The sequence below is a fragment of the Psychrobacter sp. TB20-MNA-CIBAN-0197 genome (assembly GCF_040309765.1).
GTDB lineage: Bacteria > Pseudomonadota > Gammaproteobacteria > Pseudomonadales > Moraxellaceae > Psychrobacter > Psychrobacter submarinus.
On sequence record NZ_JBEOPC010000008.1, the window covers coordinates 38,491 to 53,473 of the forward strand.

The window sequence follows — 14,983 nt, forward strand, 5'->3', positions numbered from 1 at the left end:
CACACGCTACCACTTATCATTAAACCTAACAAAGTTAACAAGACTGATTCAGATCGCCCTTACCGATGCTTATAAGATAATAGTCACAAATATAAAAAAACTATGATCAAGCAGTGAATAAGCAAAACGTAAGGAGCGCGTTATGGCAGACAATACCACTCATCAGTCTGAGTCCGACACTATAGACGACAGTCACAGCCCGCAAGTACAGCATCTCATCGACACTCTACAAGGCGAGCATATCGGCAAAGAAGGCGGGCAGTCTGCCATCATCTTTCGCATGGTGATGCCAGATCACCTATGTCCGTTTGGCCTCAAATCAATCGATGCGCTCAAGCACGCAGGCTATGACATCATTGATCGTCATATCACGACCCAAGATGAGAATACACTGGTCAAAGACACGCTTGGGGTCAAGACCACGCCGCAGACCTTTATCGATGGCAAGCGCATTGGCGGCAATGATGATCTGCAAGTATTTTTGGGTAATCACGAACCCGAGACAGACGACGACACCACATATACGCCCATTATTGCGATATTTGCTGTTACCGCACTCATGACACTGGCATTATGCTGGGCATTTGCCGTTAGTGTCTTTTCGATACAAGCGCTTATGTGGTTTGTCGCGCTCTCCATGTGTGTATTGGCGATTAAAAAGCTTGAGGATTTAGAAGGGTTTACCACTGGGTTTTTGGGCTATGATTTACTCGCGCGCCGCGTGGTACGCTACGCCTATGTGTATCCGTTTTTAGAAGCGTTTGCCGGTATCGCTATGCTTGCCGATCAGCCTTGGCTCAATCCGATTGCGGGTCTGGTCGCCTTTATCATCGGTTTGATCGGCGGGGTGTCGGTTATTAAAGCGGTCTATATCGATAAGCGCGAGCTAAAATGCGCCTGCGTGGGCGGCGATAGCAATGTACCACTGGGCGCGATCTCTTTAACCGAAAACGTCATGATGTTCGGTATGGGTGGTTATATGCTGATTCGCGCTTTACTATAATCAAATGGTTTGATGATGAATAACCAATATATATCGCTACTCCACCAATTCCTTATGCGGATTAACCATAGCCTCATTCTTTTTACCATCCGGAACAATCCTAATCGGCAATATCAAACCTTTAGCAAAGTCATCGGCGAACACATACTCGTATTGGCTAGCAGTGACCTCAGGAGTCGTATGAACGATAAGCTCAACCGTTTCGCCATCGGTAAGCTCGTGCGAGGTGTATGTGCTTTCTAGTTGGTTAAGGACTTTTGATACGGCCTCATTACTTGCCATGCCGACGGTGAGACTGTGCTGCGCTGTCGCCTTATCGACGTTGAAGTAGTCCGCGTAGTCTTTGACGTTTTGACTATCGATAGCGAAAGGGTAGTCGTAGTCGCTAAGATCTGCGACAGGCTCACCGCTAGCTACTTTTGACCAGTCAATATCGGTAACTACTGACGAGGTTTTATTTGCAGTAGTCGCATTATCGACCTCTACAGAGACATTTCCCTCAGTATTAGCAGAAGTAGCGACGCTATCTTGGTTACTAGTATCACAACCCGTTAATGCGGCTATGCTAAGCGTAGAGACTAGCGTTAGACGTAATAGATGAACTCTCATCACTCTTCCTTTTTTATAAACAGCTTATTTGAGCATGAATTATAGGCAATTAGCATTGCTAATATTTTGACAGCTTTTATGAGCGTTCACCACTTAATCGGCTATAAAAAAACAGCCATCACTCGATGACTGTTTAACGTATAGCTAATCAATACAAATATAGTTTTAGTTAAAGCTCAATCACTATCACTGCTTGATTGACGCAATACTATTAACGACCCATCTTACAGTTGACTTGGTACTCTTTACCATTTGCCCATTTCGTAGCCAATATAGCTTCATCACCTTTCATGTGCCAAGCATAGATGATATCTGGGTTAGAGTCATTAATATAGCTTGCCGTGTCGCCATCAACACCGCCAACTAAAATCACTTCTTGTTGTGACCAGTTCAGTTTAGGAACAGTGGCGCTGATAGTCGCTTGATTTTTATTAATGGACTGCTTTGCTAGGATTTGGCTATCATCAGTACAAGTATAAGGGGCAGGCGCCATACGATCGTAAGCCATATCACTCGTACCATTTGTCGGAGTGGCTGGAGTAGTAGGAGCGGTAGGGGTAGTGGTAGAGCAGGCTGCTAGTAGAGCAACGGCAGGTAGGGTAGCGGTGAGTTTCATCATAGTATTCATAAACATCTCCAAAATATATTACTTTATTATTAGGGGTTCTAGCACTGTAGGTGCATAACATTTATGGTAACCAATGCATCTACTCTAGAGTGTTAGGAATTGTTCACTACCTTATAACTTCATTTCTTAAATATTGACTAATGTAATTATGAAATTTAACTAAAAAAAGCGCTTGCTGACTTAAGCCAACAAGCGCCTTTTTATAGTGCTTCGTACTATTTACACTTTTCTATCTCACGTTATTTAGTCTTACGCGGCGGTAAGCCCGTATGCTGAGTCTGAAAGTTACCTTTGCTGACTCTTTTTTTGGAGCGGTTGTTGGCTTGAGCTTTATTAGTACTATTTTTATTACGGTTCTGACGCTTAGCTGAGTCATTACCAACGCGGCTATTTTTCTTACGCGCCGATTGATAGCTGTCCTGCGCCGCATCGCGGCCTTCTAGATGCGCATTATATGGCGGGATAAGGCAGCCACGGTTTTTACCGATAAGATCGCTACGGCCCATATCTTGCAGCGCTTTACGCAGTATTGCCCAGTTTTTAGGATCATGGTAACGCAAAAAGGCTTTATGCAATTTACGCTGCTTACCTGATTTGACGATATCCATATCACCGCCCGCGCGGCTGACTTTGTGTAGCGGGTCTTTGTGAGTGTGATACATCGTCGTCGCTGTTGCCATAGGGCTTGGATAAAAGGCTTGCACTTGATCGGCGCGGTAGCCATGACTTTTTAGCCACAGCGCCAGATTCATCATGTCTTCGTCTTTAGTACCGGGGTGCGCCGCGATAAAATAAGGTATTAGATACTGCTCTTTACCGGCCTCTTGACTGTATTGCTCAAACATCGCTTTGAACTTATCGTAGCTACCCATGCCAGGTTTCATCATCTTGGACAGTACGCCTTCTTCTGAATGCTCTGGGGCAATTTTTAGATAACCACCAACGTGATGGCTGACCAGCTCTTTGACGTATTCTGGATCTTTTACCGCCAGATCATAACGTAGACCGGATGCAATCAGGATCTTCTTCACGCCTTTGATATCACGCGCTTTACGGTATAGCTGAGTCAAATTACTATGATCAGTAAGCAGGTTTTCGCAGACGTCTGGATAGACACAAGAGGGCTTACGGCAGTGCTTTTCGATGGTTTCATCTTTACAGTTAAGGCGATACATATTGGCCGTCGGGCCGCCAAGGTCGGAGATGACGCCTGTGAAGTTTGGCGCGGTATCACGAATGGCTTCGACTTCGCGCAAGATTGAGTCTTCTGAACGGTTTTGGATAATGCGCCCTTCGTGCTCGGTGATTGAGCAAAAAGTACAACCGCCGAAACAGCCGCGCATGATATTGACCGAAAACTTAATCATGTCATAAGCAGGGATACGCGCATCGCCGTAGCTTGGATGTGGCAAACGTGCATAAGGCAAGTCAAAGACGTAGTCCATCTCTTCGGTCGATAGCGGAACTGGCGGTGGATTGAGCCAGACATCGATAGAGGTGAAGGAATTGCCCGCGCCGCTACTATGACGCTGCACTAGCGCCCGCGCGTTACCCGGGTTAGTCTCGAGATGTAGAATACGGCTGGCATGCGCGTAGAGCACCGGATCTGATTTGACATGATCGTAGTCGGGTAAGCGAATGACAGTTTGCTCACGTGGCGGCATTTTTAGCTTATGTTTAAGAGCAGTTTTTGGCTTATATTCTTTATTATCTTCAGCCTCCATACCGCGCATTTGCACCACTTGCGTATCCGTATCGACTTGCTCAGCGTTCAGAACTTTATTAGTGACAGGCTCTGCGACAAATCCTGCGTATTGGGCAGACATACCAGTCATCGCTTGGCCAACGGGCGAATCGCTAGGCTTTTCTTGCTCAATTTTGCAGCTATCAACGTCTTCAGTCATCACATAAGGGTTGATAATTGGATCGACACGGCCGATGGTATCGACATCGTTACTGGCGACCTCTGTCATATGCGCTTGCCAGTGGCGACGGCTTGGAGTCAATAGATAAGCTGTACCGCGAAGGCTGCTCATTTGCTCAAAGGTATAGCCTTTGGATAAACCATGCACCACGTCGACGATAGCGCGCTCAGCGTTCCCGTAGAGTAAGACATCAGCGCGGCTATCGAGCAAAATACTACGACGTACTTTATCCGACCAATAATCATAATGGGCGATACGGCGTAGGCTGCCTTCGATACCGCCTAAGATAATGGGCACATCAGGATAAGCTTCACGGCAGCGCTGACTATAGACGATAGCGGCGCGGTCCGGGCGTTTATTCGCCACGTTGCCCGGCGAGTAAGCGTCATCGCTACGTATCTTGCGATCAGCAGTGTAGCGGTTGATCATGCTATCCATATTGCCGGCGGTGACACCATAAGCGTAGACAGGTTTGCCAAGCTCCATAAAGGCGTCTTTGCTCTTCCAATCAGGCTGGGCGATGATACCGACGCGAAAGCCTTGCGACTCAAGCAAACGCCCGATAATTGCCATACCGAAGCTTGGATGATCGACATACGCATCGCCCGATACGATGATAATATCGCAAGCATCCCAGCCTAGCTCGTCCATCTCGGCTCGGCTCATCGGCAGATAAGGCGCCGGCTCATAGCAGCTCGCCCAGTGCTTATCGTAGTCATATAACGGTTTAGTGCCTTGTTTAAAGGCGGTATGGGCAATGGTATCGGCAGACATGGACAGACCTTAATCAAAAAAATGTGTTTTGCATGTAGCCGCTACTATCAGTTTTAGTGAGCCGCTCATTTAAAGGCGCTCATCTTAACATGAATCGTACTCAGGATGTGATATTCAATCACCGATAAGTGATTGATAGTGTAAGATTAATCCAATAATATCTTCGTACCACTTTTGGTGAAGTTCATCACAAACTGACTGCTAAAACTACGCACATTATTATCATGCGTCAGCAAATTACGGGTAAATTGATGGTAATCTTGCATATTTTTGGCATTGACCATCAGCATAAAATCCGCATCCCCTGATACTTCATAACAGCTCATCACCCGGGGCTGGCTGCTCATTAGGCGCTCAAATCGGTGCTGCATCGAGTTATTCGAGCGTAGCATCTGGATCATCACTATTGCTGTCAGGCCATATCCCACCTTGTTTGGATTGACGATAGCAACCTGTTTGCTAATCACCTCATTATCTATTAGCGCCTGTACGCGTCGCTGTGCGGTTGCAGTAGACACGTGTACTTTTTCGGCAATGGTTTTTAGCGGTAAAGTCGCATCGTCTTGTAGTAGATTTAGTATGGCTTTGTCGGTTTGATCAAGAGTGTGCGTCATAATAGTAGTCTGCTTAATTAGGCAGGGTTCATTAGTCAATAAGGATAATCAGTAATAAACCTAAATTGTGATAAATAATGAATAATACTGCGATATTATGATAAATAAATTCAGAAACAGCTAAATATAGAAATAATATATCAAAGCGCTCGCGTAAACTAGCTTCCCTCAGTTTAATAACAACAAGATGCTGAGTCATAAAATTTAGTTCAATTTTGGAGCGTCTATGTCAACCACTACTTTATCATCGGTATTCACAAGCACTATCTCACGCTTGCCTGTACCTGCGATTTGGGCTTCAGGTAGCGCTAAGCACCGCACGTTAATTATAGGCGCGGCATTAGCGGTAATGTCTAATGTATTATTTGGTGTACTTTATGCTTATAGTCACTTTTTAGCGCCGTTATCGGGTACGCAGGTTTTTATCTGGCGCATGCTAGCAATGTGGGCGGCACTCGTAGGCTACTTAGTGGTTAGCGGGCGTCTAAGCTTGCATATCGGTAAGTTAAAACAGCTAAGATCAGCCAAGCAGTGGGCATGGCTGCTACTACCAACGCCAATATTTTTGAGCCAGTTTTGGCTATTTATGTGGGCACCCATCAATGGCCAAGGCGTACAAACGGCGATGGGTTATTTCCTGTTTCCATTGATGATGGTGGTGTTCGGTTGTGTACTATTCGGTGAAAAGCTTAGCCGCTTACAATGGTTGGCGGTAGGCTTTGCTGCGCTTGGCGTTGGCAGTGAGATTGTACGGACCCAAAGCGTGTCTTGGGCAACACTTTGGGTGTGCGGTACTTATCCGCTGTATTATATTATTCGCCGTCTGCAAGGCATTGGTGCGATAACGGGCTTACTGGTTGATTTGACTATTTTTGCACCGTTTGCTTTAGGGTATTTATGCTTTATAGCGCCAAGTAGTTTGAGCTTAGTTGGCGGCTCTAGCTTCTTTATTATGATGCTAATAGGACTAGGTATCTTAAGCGTGCTGGCGATGAAAACCAACGTCGATGCCAGTCAAATGCTGCCAGTCAATGTGTACGGCATGATGAGCTACCTAGAGCCGGCACTGCTATTTATCTTAGCGATTACGGTGCTGGGTAATCCGTTTGAGTCAGCGATGCTCTATAGTTATGGGCTGATCTGGTTAGGCATTGCGTTTTTAATTATGCATGGTTTTCGTCAGTTGCGTGGTGCGCGTAAGCAACAATTAATTGCTATTCAGAAAAAGTAGATATAAAAACGAATTCTTTTAATCGTCAGTGTAGGTTGGTGTCGAGGTACGAGACCCTGAGAGCCGAAAAAAAGAAGCATTGCTTCATTAGGCTCGCAAGAAAAGTTCTTTAAATAGAACTTTTTATCATAGATTTAATCGTTGGGTGTCGCAAGCTCGACACCAACCTACATCTGCTCTTTTATAATACATTTAGATAACAACTTTAACCCAAATGCTGTTTAAAGCCGCGCTGCTTATCACGCTCCCAGTCGCGATCTTTTAAGGTTTTACGTTTATCATGCTGCTTTTTACCAACGGCAAGTCCGATCTGACACTTCACCATTGAGCGCTTCCAGTAGCAGGATAAGGGCACGCAAGCATAGCCTTTTTGATTAACTGCGCCGTAAAGCTTATCGATCTCGCGGCGATTAAGTAGTAGCTTACGCGTGCGCGTAGTGTCAGGGTTGACGTGCGTAGAGCTGGAGATTAACGGCTGAATATGGGCACCAAACAAAAAAGCCTCATTATTACGAAAGATAATATAAGCTTCGGTAATGGTCATTTTGCCGGCGCGAATGGACTTGACCTCCCAGCCTTGCAGTGACAATCCTGCCTCAAAAGTCTCTTCAATAAAATACTCGTGCCGCGCTTTTTTATTACTGGCAATTTGGTTGTCCGGTTTTTTAGATTTTTTTGACATAATTTCTCCTTCAAAACGTTAAGTTGCTGTTTTAAACGTGCTGACTTGAACTTAACGCTTTAGTCTTACTGTTCCTCATCCTAACCCACTAATGTCATCATTAGCTTGTGGTTATAAAACGGATGAGTCGAGCGAGTATTGTAACAAATCGATAGTTGAAAAGGGTAAAGCGAGCTTAGGACAAATGTAGTCGTTACTATTGTAGTCTAAGCTCTGTAGTCTAAGCTCGCAAAAGCGAATAAACTGAGTGTTCAATCACTGCTAAATTTGCTAGGATACGCATACTATCAACGATTATATTAGCCTTGCTATGAACCCATCATCTACACCTAAAGCTTCTAAGCTACATACCAAAATCCTCTATCCTGGCACCTTTGATCCCATTACCACCGGTCACGTCGATTTGGTCAAACGCGCGACTAAATTATTTGATGAAGTGGTCATTGCCGTGGCTTCAGGCCACCACAAAAAGCCGCTATTTAGTTTTGAGGAGCGGGTCAGCTTAGTAGAAACGGTATTTGCGGATCTGCCGCAAGTCTCTGTCGTTGGGTTTGAGGGTCTGCTGGTGGACTTTATGCGCGAAAAGGGAGCAACTGCTGTTTTGCGCGGCTTGCGCGCGATGTCAGATTTTGAATATGAGTTTCAACTGGCCAATATGAACCGCGAGCTCGATGAAAATTTTGAGGCAGTGTTTTTGACGCCGTCACAGAATTACTCTTTTATCTCATCGACTATGATTCGCGAAATCGCTAAGCTTGGCGGCGATGTCAGAAAGTTTGTACCAGAATGCGTCTCGCAGGCCTTTATCGATAAGCTGGCGATTCAGACTAAATAGATCAGCAAGTATTGGCTTTTATCACTAATGAAGCGTATTTTTAAAACGGTAACCACAAAATCATAAAGGGGTAGGTCATGGCGTTATTAATCACTGATGAATGCATCAACTGTGATGTCTGCGAGCCGGCTTGCCCTAACGAAGCCATCTCTGAGGGCGAAGACATTTATGTCATTGATCCTGATCTATGCACCGAATGCGTCGGTCACTTTGATGAGCCGCAGTGCGTGGTCATCTGTCCTGTCGACTGTATTCCAAAAGACCCCGATCATATCGAGAGCGAAAGCGATTTATTGGCCAAATACAAGCGTATTACGGGTCAATAAATATTGATAAGCGATTGATGACGTTTGGGTTTACAACGCTTTAGGGATGATACGATGACCAAAAAAAACACGACCGCCACAGCCATCCAAGCAACGAATGAGTTTGATCAACGGCACTTATGGCACCCGTATGCCAGCCTACCACCCACTTATTCTAATATCGTAATCGATCGCGCTGAAGGTATTTATATCATCACTGAAGACGGCAAGCGCCTGATCGATGGTATGTCGTCATGGTGGGCGAGCGTCCATGGCTACAATCACCCCAAGCTAAACGAAGCGCTGACCCAGCAGTTGAGCAAAATGGCGCATGTGATGTTTGGTGGGTTAACCCATCAGCCAGCGATCGATCTGGGCAAAAAGCTACTCGATATTGTGCCCTCTGGTCTCGATGCGATTTTTTATGCTGACAGTGGCAGTATCGCCGTAGAAGTGGCACTAAAAATGGCGCTGCAATATCAAGTAGCTGCTAAGCGCCCAAACAAGCAACAGTTTGCCTCGACCCATTCAGGCTATTACGGTGATACGTGGCACGCCATGAGTGTCTGTGATCCTGTCAATGGGATGCACAGTCTGTATGGCAAGCAGCTACCGATGCAGCATTTTGTCTCAGCACCGCCACTTGGCTTTGATCGCGCATTGACGGCAGATGATCGTGAGTCATTAGCTCAGTTTTTTGTAGAGTATGGTGAGCAGCTGGCAGGTTTTATCATTGAGCCAATTATTCAGGGCGCAGGTGGTATGCGTTTTTATAGCCCTGAATATTTGCGGCTATTACGCACACTTTGTGATAAGTACGATGTACTCTTGATAGCGGATGAGATTGCTACTGGGTTTGGGCGTAGTGGAAAGTTATTTGCCTGTGAGCATGCCAGCATTACCCCTGACATCATGACCATTGGCAAGGCGCTGACTGGCGGCTACATGACTTTTGCCGCAACGCTCTGTACTCGTCATATTGCCGATACCATTCATAATAGTGACTGTCCAGCGCTGATGCATGGCCCGACTTTTATGGGTAATCCGCTCGCATGTGCGGTCGCCTGTGCGTCGATTGATTTGATCCTGTCTTATGATATCGAAACGTGTACTGCCAATATGCAACGTACGATGGAGCAAGCCCTGACGCCAGCTGCGCAGCTGGCAGGTGTTGCCGAGGTGCGTTGTTTGGGGGCAGTGGCAGTGATTGAGTTAGAAGACGCTGTTGATATGCCCATTTTTCAATCCTTATTAATTGATAATGGTATCTGGGTCAGACCCTTTGGTAAGTTGGTGTACATTATGCCGCCTTACATTATTACTGATGATGAGCTGACCACCTTATGCCAAGCGCTGCTAAAAGTAGTACGTAAATATTTAGAACATCGAGGTTAACCATGAGCGTGCTATTTGTATCCGGCATCGATACCGATATCGGCAAAACCTATGCCACGGGTCTACTTGCCAAAGCGTTGATGCAGCAGGGTGTGAACGTTATCACGCAAAAATTGGTGCAAACAGGCATCAGTAAACAAGCAGATGGCGAACTAGGCATTGCGGATGATATTTTAAGTCACCGTCAATTGATGCAGATGCCATTACAGCCATGTGATCTGGACTTTACCACCTGTCCTTATCGCTATGAGAAGCCTGCGTCACCGCATCTGTCCGCAGCATTGGCCAATCAGCCTCTTAACATCAATGTGATTACTGATGCCACCAAAGCATTGCAAGCTGATTATGAGATGGTGTTGCTTGAAGGGGCAGGCGGGCTACTGGTACCGATAAATGAGCAACTATTAACCTTGGATTATATTGCCAAGCAAGGCTATCCTATCGTCTTGGTCACCTCTGGCCGACTGGGCAGCATCAATCATACGTTACTAAGCTTAGAAGCCATAAAATCGCGCGGCTTAATGATCCATAGTGTGATTTACAATCATATCCATGATGATGCTGAGCAAACGGATGCTGAGATTGCAAACAGTACCATTGATTTTTTGCAAACCTATTTGGCGCGCTATTACCCCAAAGCGCACTGGCTGGTTTTAGCCAAACAAGCAAATGAACATTCAGATGATGCTGACATAGCCTTGCCAACAGCGTTTATCTAAGTGTTTAAAATGCTTTTAAGGTCATTAAAGTCATTCTAAAAATAAGCTGAAAAGACATTCCCATACAGGCGTTAGTTTTGCTATACTAGCGCGCTTGGTAGACTAGGCAATCGCCGCTGCATACTGTTTGTTATTTTTAATAGATAGAATTGCAGGGGAGGAAAGTCCGGGCTACATAGGGCAGCGTGCCAGCTAACGGCTGGGCAGAGTAATCTGACGACCAGTGCAGCAGAGAGTAGACCGCCTCGCATCAGCATGTGAGGTAAGGGTGAAAGGGTGCGGTAAGAGCGCACCGCGTGAATGGCAACATCTCACGGCAAGGTAAACTCCACGCGTAGCAAGACCAAATAGGCATCGGTATGGCGCGGCCCGCGTTCGATGCGGGTAGGTTGCTTGAGCGTATTAGCGATGATACGCCTAGAGGAATGATTGTCCACGACAGAACCCGGCTTATCGGTCTGCCAAACCTATTTTGCTTATTCGGTTTGCTATTTTATTTCAGCAGTTAAAGCAGTTTTTTTGCAAAAAATGTCAGATTGGGGTTGACGCAAGTCGATGCTATCGGTATTATACCGAGCCTTAAATGGCGATGTAGCTCAGCTGGTTAGAGCGCACGACTCATAATCGTGAGGTCAAGAGTTCAAGTCTCTTCATCGCCACCATATTCAAAAAAGCCAATCCTTAGCGGTTGGTTTTTTTTTGCCTGAAGTTTTACCTCAAGCGTAGAGTCGACAAATCGTGTTGCGCCGTTTGTTAATGGTATCAGGCCTTTCTTTATTTATAATCAATGTTTATACTCAATCGAGAATGACTCCATCAAAAACGCTCGTTTTTTGTTATGCACCAATCTTGTCAAATAAAATCGCCTTACTTTAGAGCTAAAAACTGCTAGAATACCTGCACGTATAAGTACGTTGTAATAAATGCTAGAGACGCGATTTTGCAACTAACAACTACGATCCAATCATCCTTTATTTAGTAGGCGCTTTGTGACTGCATTAGCCAATATTCGTAATTTTTCTATCATTGCCCACATTGATCATGGCAAGTCGACCCTTGCTGACCGTTTTATTCAGATGTGCGGCGCGCTGCAAGATCGTGAGATGCAGGCGCAAGTGCTTGACTCTATGGACATCGAGCGTGAGCGCGGTATCACCATTAAAGCGCAGTCGGTCACGCTATATTATGACCATCCTAATGGTGAGCGTTATCAGCTAAACTTTATCGATACGCCAGGTCACGTTGATTTTTCTTATGAAGTATCGCGCTCACTAGCGGCTTGTGAAGGCGCGCTGTTAGTCGTTGACGCGGCGCAAGGTGTTGAGGCGCAGTCGGTTGCCAACTGTTATACCGCAGTCGATCAGGGCCTAGAAGTCATGGCTGTCCTTAACAAGATTGATCTACCGCAAGTGGAGCCTGAGCGCGTCATTCAAGAGATTGAAGATATCATCGGCATAGAGGCAATCGATGCCCCTCGCGTTTCTGCCAAGTCAGGCTTGGGCGTGGAGGCGTTATTAGAGGCGCTAGTTGAGCGTATCCCAGCACCGACAGGCGATCGCGACGCCCCGCTACAAGCGCTCATTATTGACTCTTGGTTTGATAGCTATTTGGGTGTTGTGTCTTTAGTGAGAGTCCGTGAAGGTACCGTGCGTAAGGGCGATAAGATTTATATCAAATCGACCCAAGAATCGCATCCGGTCAGCTCAATTGGTGTCTTTACACCTAAGCCTTTAGATACTGGTATTTTAGAGGCGGGTGAAGTTGGCTTTATCATCGCTGGGATCAAAGATATCGCTGGCGCGCCAGTAGGGGATACTATCACTCACGAAAAAACGCCTGACGTCGATCGTATTCCAGGGTTTAAGCAAATCACTCCGCAGGTCTATTCAGGGATGTTTCCGGTAGATTCTAACGATTTTGAAAAGTTCCGCGAAGCGCTGAAAAAATTGCAAATCAATGATGCGTCACTGTTTTTTGAGCCAGACACTTCTGATGCGCTAGGGTTTGGCTTTCGTTGTGGCTTTTTGGGTATGCTGCACATGGAGATTATCCAAGAGCGTCTTGAGCGCGAATATGACTTGGATCTAATCACCACTGCGCCTTCGGTTATCTATGAGATAGAAAAGAAAGATGGCGAGGTGATCTACGTTGATAACCCATCAAAACTTCCTGAGCCTAACAATATCGAAGAGTTTCGTGAACCGATAGCGCGCTGTCAGATACTAGTACCACAAGACTATCTGGGTAACGTTATGACCCTATGTATTGAGCGCCGCGGTGTACAGGTCGATATGCGCTTTATGGGTAAGCAAGTACAGCTTATTTTTGATATTCCAATGGCCGAGGTGGTCATGGATTTCTTTGATCGACTCAAGTCAGTCTCACGCGGCTTTGCATCCTTAGATTATAACTTTGAGCGCTATCAAGTCGATAAACTGGTCAAGGTTGATGTACTGATTAACGGCGATAAAGTCGACGCCCTAGCGATGATTGTGCATCAAGATCAAGCGCGTTTCCGTGGTAATCAGCTAGTGGGTAAGATGAAAGAGCTGATCCCGCGCCAGATGTTCGATGTCGCAATTCAGGCAGCGATTGGCAGTCAGATTATTGGTCGTAGCACGGTTAAAGCGATGCGTAAAGACGTCTTGGCTAAGTGTTACGGCGGTGATGTTTCGCGTAAGAAAAAGCTGTTATCTAAGCAAAAAGCAGGTAAAAAACGAATGAAGCAAGTAGGTAGTGTGGAGATACCACAAGAAGCCTTCTTAGCAGTATTGCAGGTCGATAGTTAATAAATCATTACGACTACCGATGGTTTGATATCAGAATAGTTACGGTTTTAAACGAAGCGATAAAGTGAATGTGGCAAAATGAGTCATTTTTTGATAGCTGAAGGGCACTTTGATGGATTTTGATTTTAACTTAATTTTAGTGCCACTAACGCTAGGTTTAGGGCTGATTTGGCTATTAGATAAACTGGCTTTGAAGCAACGAAAAACGCGTGGTCCCGGCGAAGAAAACCTACTAGTGCGCTGGGCTTATGACTTTTTTCCAGTACTGGCAGTGGTCTTAATTGTACGCTCTTTTTTGATTGAGCCTTTTAATATTCCATCCTCTTCTATGGTGCCGACGCTATATACTGGCGATTTTATTGCGGTAAATAAGTTTGCTTATGGCGTGCGCTTGCCTTTAACTTATAGTAAAGTTATTGATACAGGTGATCCTGAGCACGGCGATGTCGCTGTATTTCGTTATCCTGAAAATCCAAGTGTGCATTATATCAAGCGCGTTATTGGCCTGCCGGGTGATACAGTCAGTTATGACAATGGTACTCTTGCTATCAATGGTACAGAGGTAAAAACAGAGTCCGTCGACTTTGCTGCCAATCCGGAATTGACCTCACAGCTGTATCCAGCAGGTCAGATTGCGCCAGGTGAAGTGCTAACTGACGCCGAAGCGACGAGAATGGGGCAGTTAGAAGAAGAGCAAGCGCAGTATTTTAAAGAGACGCAAGGCGAGCATGAGCATCTGGTTCGCTATCTAAAAGGCATGAACAGCTCACAATATGCGCCTTTTTTACAGCAGCAAGCGTCAGAGGTAGTGAGCTCGGCTGGGAATCAGTGGCGTATCACGGTTCCTGAAAATGAATATTTTGTCATGGGTGATAATCGTGACCGCAGCTTAGATGGCCGTTTTTGGGGGTTTGTTCCTGATGAGAACTTAGCCGGAAAAGCTGTTTATATTTGGATGCATAAGCCGCCCGGTCTAAGTATGCCAACTTTTGATCGCAATGGCTCCATCGACTAACGATACCAGCTTACTCAGCTTACCCATTTTATATAGGAAGCGTAAGGATGAAGCAAAACAGTTTATCTGCACAGCGCGGCAGTGTGACTAGTATAATTTTATTATTAATCATTATCGTCATAGCAGGTAAGCTAACCTTAGCTATTGCGCCTGCGCAAGTGGGCGATTATCAATTGACGAAGCTATTAGCGGCTCAGTTAAAAGAAGCGAATGCTAATAACGAGACATCGACTCAGTATATTGAACGCGTCAATAGACAACTGAATATCAACGCTTACTACGATACTGTAGCCCAAGATATTTTTACCTTTACGAATAAAAAAGCAGGACAATTGGCGATTTATAAAAATTACCAAGAAACCAATAACTTTTTTGCAAACGTTGATATCGTCAATCGCTTTGAAGGCGATATCGATGGGACGTCAGCAGAATAAGCACTCATTAAGCTGCTATATTAAT

Annotated in this window: 14 protein-coding genes, 1 tRNA gene and 1 other RNA gene; 11 read left to right on the forward strand and 5 right to left on the reverse strand. The window is 45.5% G+C overall.

Annotated features, from left to right (window positions below; all coding sequences use genetic code 11):
• The first annotated feature begins 142 nt into the window (after positions 1 to 142).
• Positions 143 to 1,003, forward strand: a complete 861-nt coding sequence (locus AAEY83_RS03890; RefSeq protein WP_156923977.1) for a MauE/DoxX family redox-associated membrane protein — start codon at positions 143 to 145, stop codon at positions 1,001 to 1,003.
• A gap of 36 nt (positions 1,004 to 1,039) precedes the next feature.
• Here the strand turns inward: AAEY83_RS03890 and AAEY83_RS03895 are convergent, their stop codons facing one another.
• The 4 genes from AAEY83_RS03895 to AAEY83_RS03910 form a co-directional block, all read right to left on the reverse strand.
• The gene (locus AAEY83_RS03895; RefSeq protein WP_025646491.1) at positions 1,040 to 1,612 is read right to left on the reverse strand and encodes a hypothetical protein; all 573 of its coding nucleotides are present in this window, start codon (positions 1,610 to 1,612) and stop codon (positions 1,040 to 1,042) included.
• A gap of 211 nt (positions 1,613 to 1,823) precedes the next feature.
• Positions 1,824 to 2,240 carry a hypothetical protein gene (locus tag AAEY83_RS03900; RefSeq protein ID WP_025646492.1) on the reverse strand — a complete coding sequence of 139 codons (417 nt, stop codon included), beginning with the start codon at positions 2,238 to 2,240 and terminating at the stop codon, positions 1,824 to 1,826.
• 239 nt (positions 2,241 to 2,479) lie between these two features.
• Positions 2,480 to 4,939 carry a YgiQ family radical SAM protein gene (locus AAEY83_RS03905; RefSeq protein ID WP_025646493.1) on the reverse strand — a complete coding sequence of 820 codons (2,460 nt, stop codon included), beginning with the start codon at positions 4,937 to 4,939 and terminating at the stop codon, positions 2,480 to 2,482.
• Positions 4,940 to 5,085: 146 nt separating this feature from the next.
• Positions 5,086 to 5,553, reverse strand: a complete 468-nt coding sequence (locus tag AAEY83_RS03910; protein WP_025646494.1) for an Lrp/AsnC family transcriptional regulator — start codon at positions 5,551 to 5,553, stop codon at positions 5,086 to 5,088.
• A 226-nt stretch (positions 5,554 to 5,779) separates the two neighbouring features.
• Between AAEY83_RS03910 and rarD the strand changes: the two genes are divergently transcribed.
• Positions 5,780 to 6,784, forward strand: coding sequence for an EamA family transporter RarD (gene rarD, locus AAEY83_RS03915; RefSeq protein ID WP_025646495.1), 1,005 nt, complete (start codon positions 5,780 to 5,782; stop codon positions 6,782 to 6,784).
• Positions 6,785 to 6,989: 205 nt separating this feature from the next.
• On the opposite strand, the gene smpB is transcribed toward rarD, so the two are convergent.
• On the reverse strand, positions 6,990 to 7,466 hold the full coding sequence (smpB, locus tag AAEY83_RS03920) for an SsrA-binding protein SmpB (protein WP_025646496.1): 477 nt from the start codon (positions 7,464 to 7,466) through the stop codon (positions 6,990 to 6,992).
• Between the two features lie 310 nt (positions 7,467 to 7,776).
• On the opposite strand from smpB, the gene coaD reads away from it, so the two are divergent.
• The 9 genes from coaD (at position 7,777) to AAEY83_RS03965 (ending at position 14,958) form a co-directional block, all read left to right on the forward strand.
• The gene (gene coaD, locus AAEY83_RS03925; protein ID WP_025646497.1) at positions 7,777 to 8,301 is read left to right on the forward strand and encodes a pantetheine-phosphate adenylyltransferase; all 525 of its coding nucleotides are present in this window, start codon (positions 7,777 to 7,779) and stop codon (positions 8,299 to 8,301) included.
• Positions 8,302 to 8,378: 77 nt separating this feature from the next.
• Entirely contained in the window at positions 8,379 to 8,627 is a 249-nt protein-coding gene (locus AAEY83_RS03930; protein WP_025646498.1) for a YfhL family 4Fe-4S dicluster ferredoxin, read from the forward strand.
• Positions 8,628 to 8,681: 54 nt separating this feature from the next.
• Positions 8,682 to 10,001 carry an adenosylmethionine--8-amino-7-oxononanoate transaminase gene (gene bioA / locus AAEY83_RS03935; protein WP_025646499.1) on the forward strand — a complete coding sequence of 440 codons (1,320 nt, stop codon included), beginning with the start codon at positions 8,682 to 8,684 and terminating at the stop codon, positions 9,999 to 10,001.
• A gap of 2 nt (positions 10,002 to 10,003) precedes the next feature.
• Positions 10,004 to 10,720 (forward strand): dethiobiotin synthase, encoded by a 717-nt coding sequence (gene bioD, locus AAEY83_RS03940; RefSeq protein WP_025646500.1) that lies wholly within the window; start codon positions 10,004 to 10,006, stop codon positions 10,718 to 10,720.
• A gap of 94 nt (positions 10,721 to 10,814) precedes the next feature.
• Positions 10,815 to 11,189, forward strand: an RNA gene (rnpB, locus tag AAEY83_RS03945) — RNase P RNA component class A.
• 116 nt (positions 11,190 to 11,305) lie between these two features.
• Positions 11,306 to 11,382: transfer RNA gene (locus tag AAEY83_RS03950), tRNA-Met, on the forward strand.
• Positions 11,383 to 11,709: 327 nt separating this feature from the next.
• Positions 11,710 to 13,509, forward strand: a complete 1,800-nt coding sequence (gene lepA, locus AAEY83_RS03955; protein WP_025646501.1) for a translation elongation factor 4 — start codon at positions 11,710 to 11,712, stop codon at positions 13,507 to 13,509.
• A gap of 112 nt (positions 13,510 to 13,621) precedes the next feature.
• Complete coding sequence (lepB, locus tag AAEY83_RS03960; RefSeq protein WP_025646502.1) at positions 13,622 to 14,524, forward strand: signal peptidase I; 903 nt, start codon at positions 13,622 to 13,624, stop codon at positions 14,522 to 14,524.
• A 47-nt stretch (positions 14,525 to 14,571) separates the two neighbouring features.
• On the forward strand, positions 14,572 to 14,958 hold the full coding sequence (locus AAEY83_RS03965; protein WP_025646503.1) for a DUF4845 domain-containing protein: 387 nt from the start codon (positions 14,572 to 14,574) through the stop codon (positions 14,956 to 14,958).
• The last annotated feature ends 25 nt before the right edge of the window (positions 14,959 to 14,983 follow it).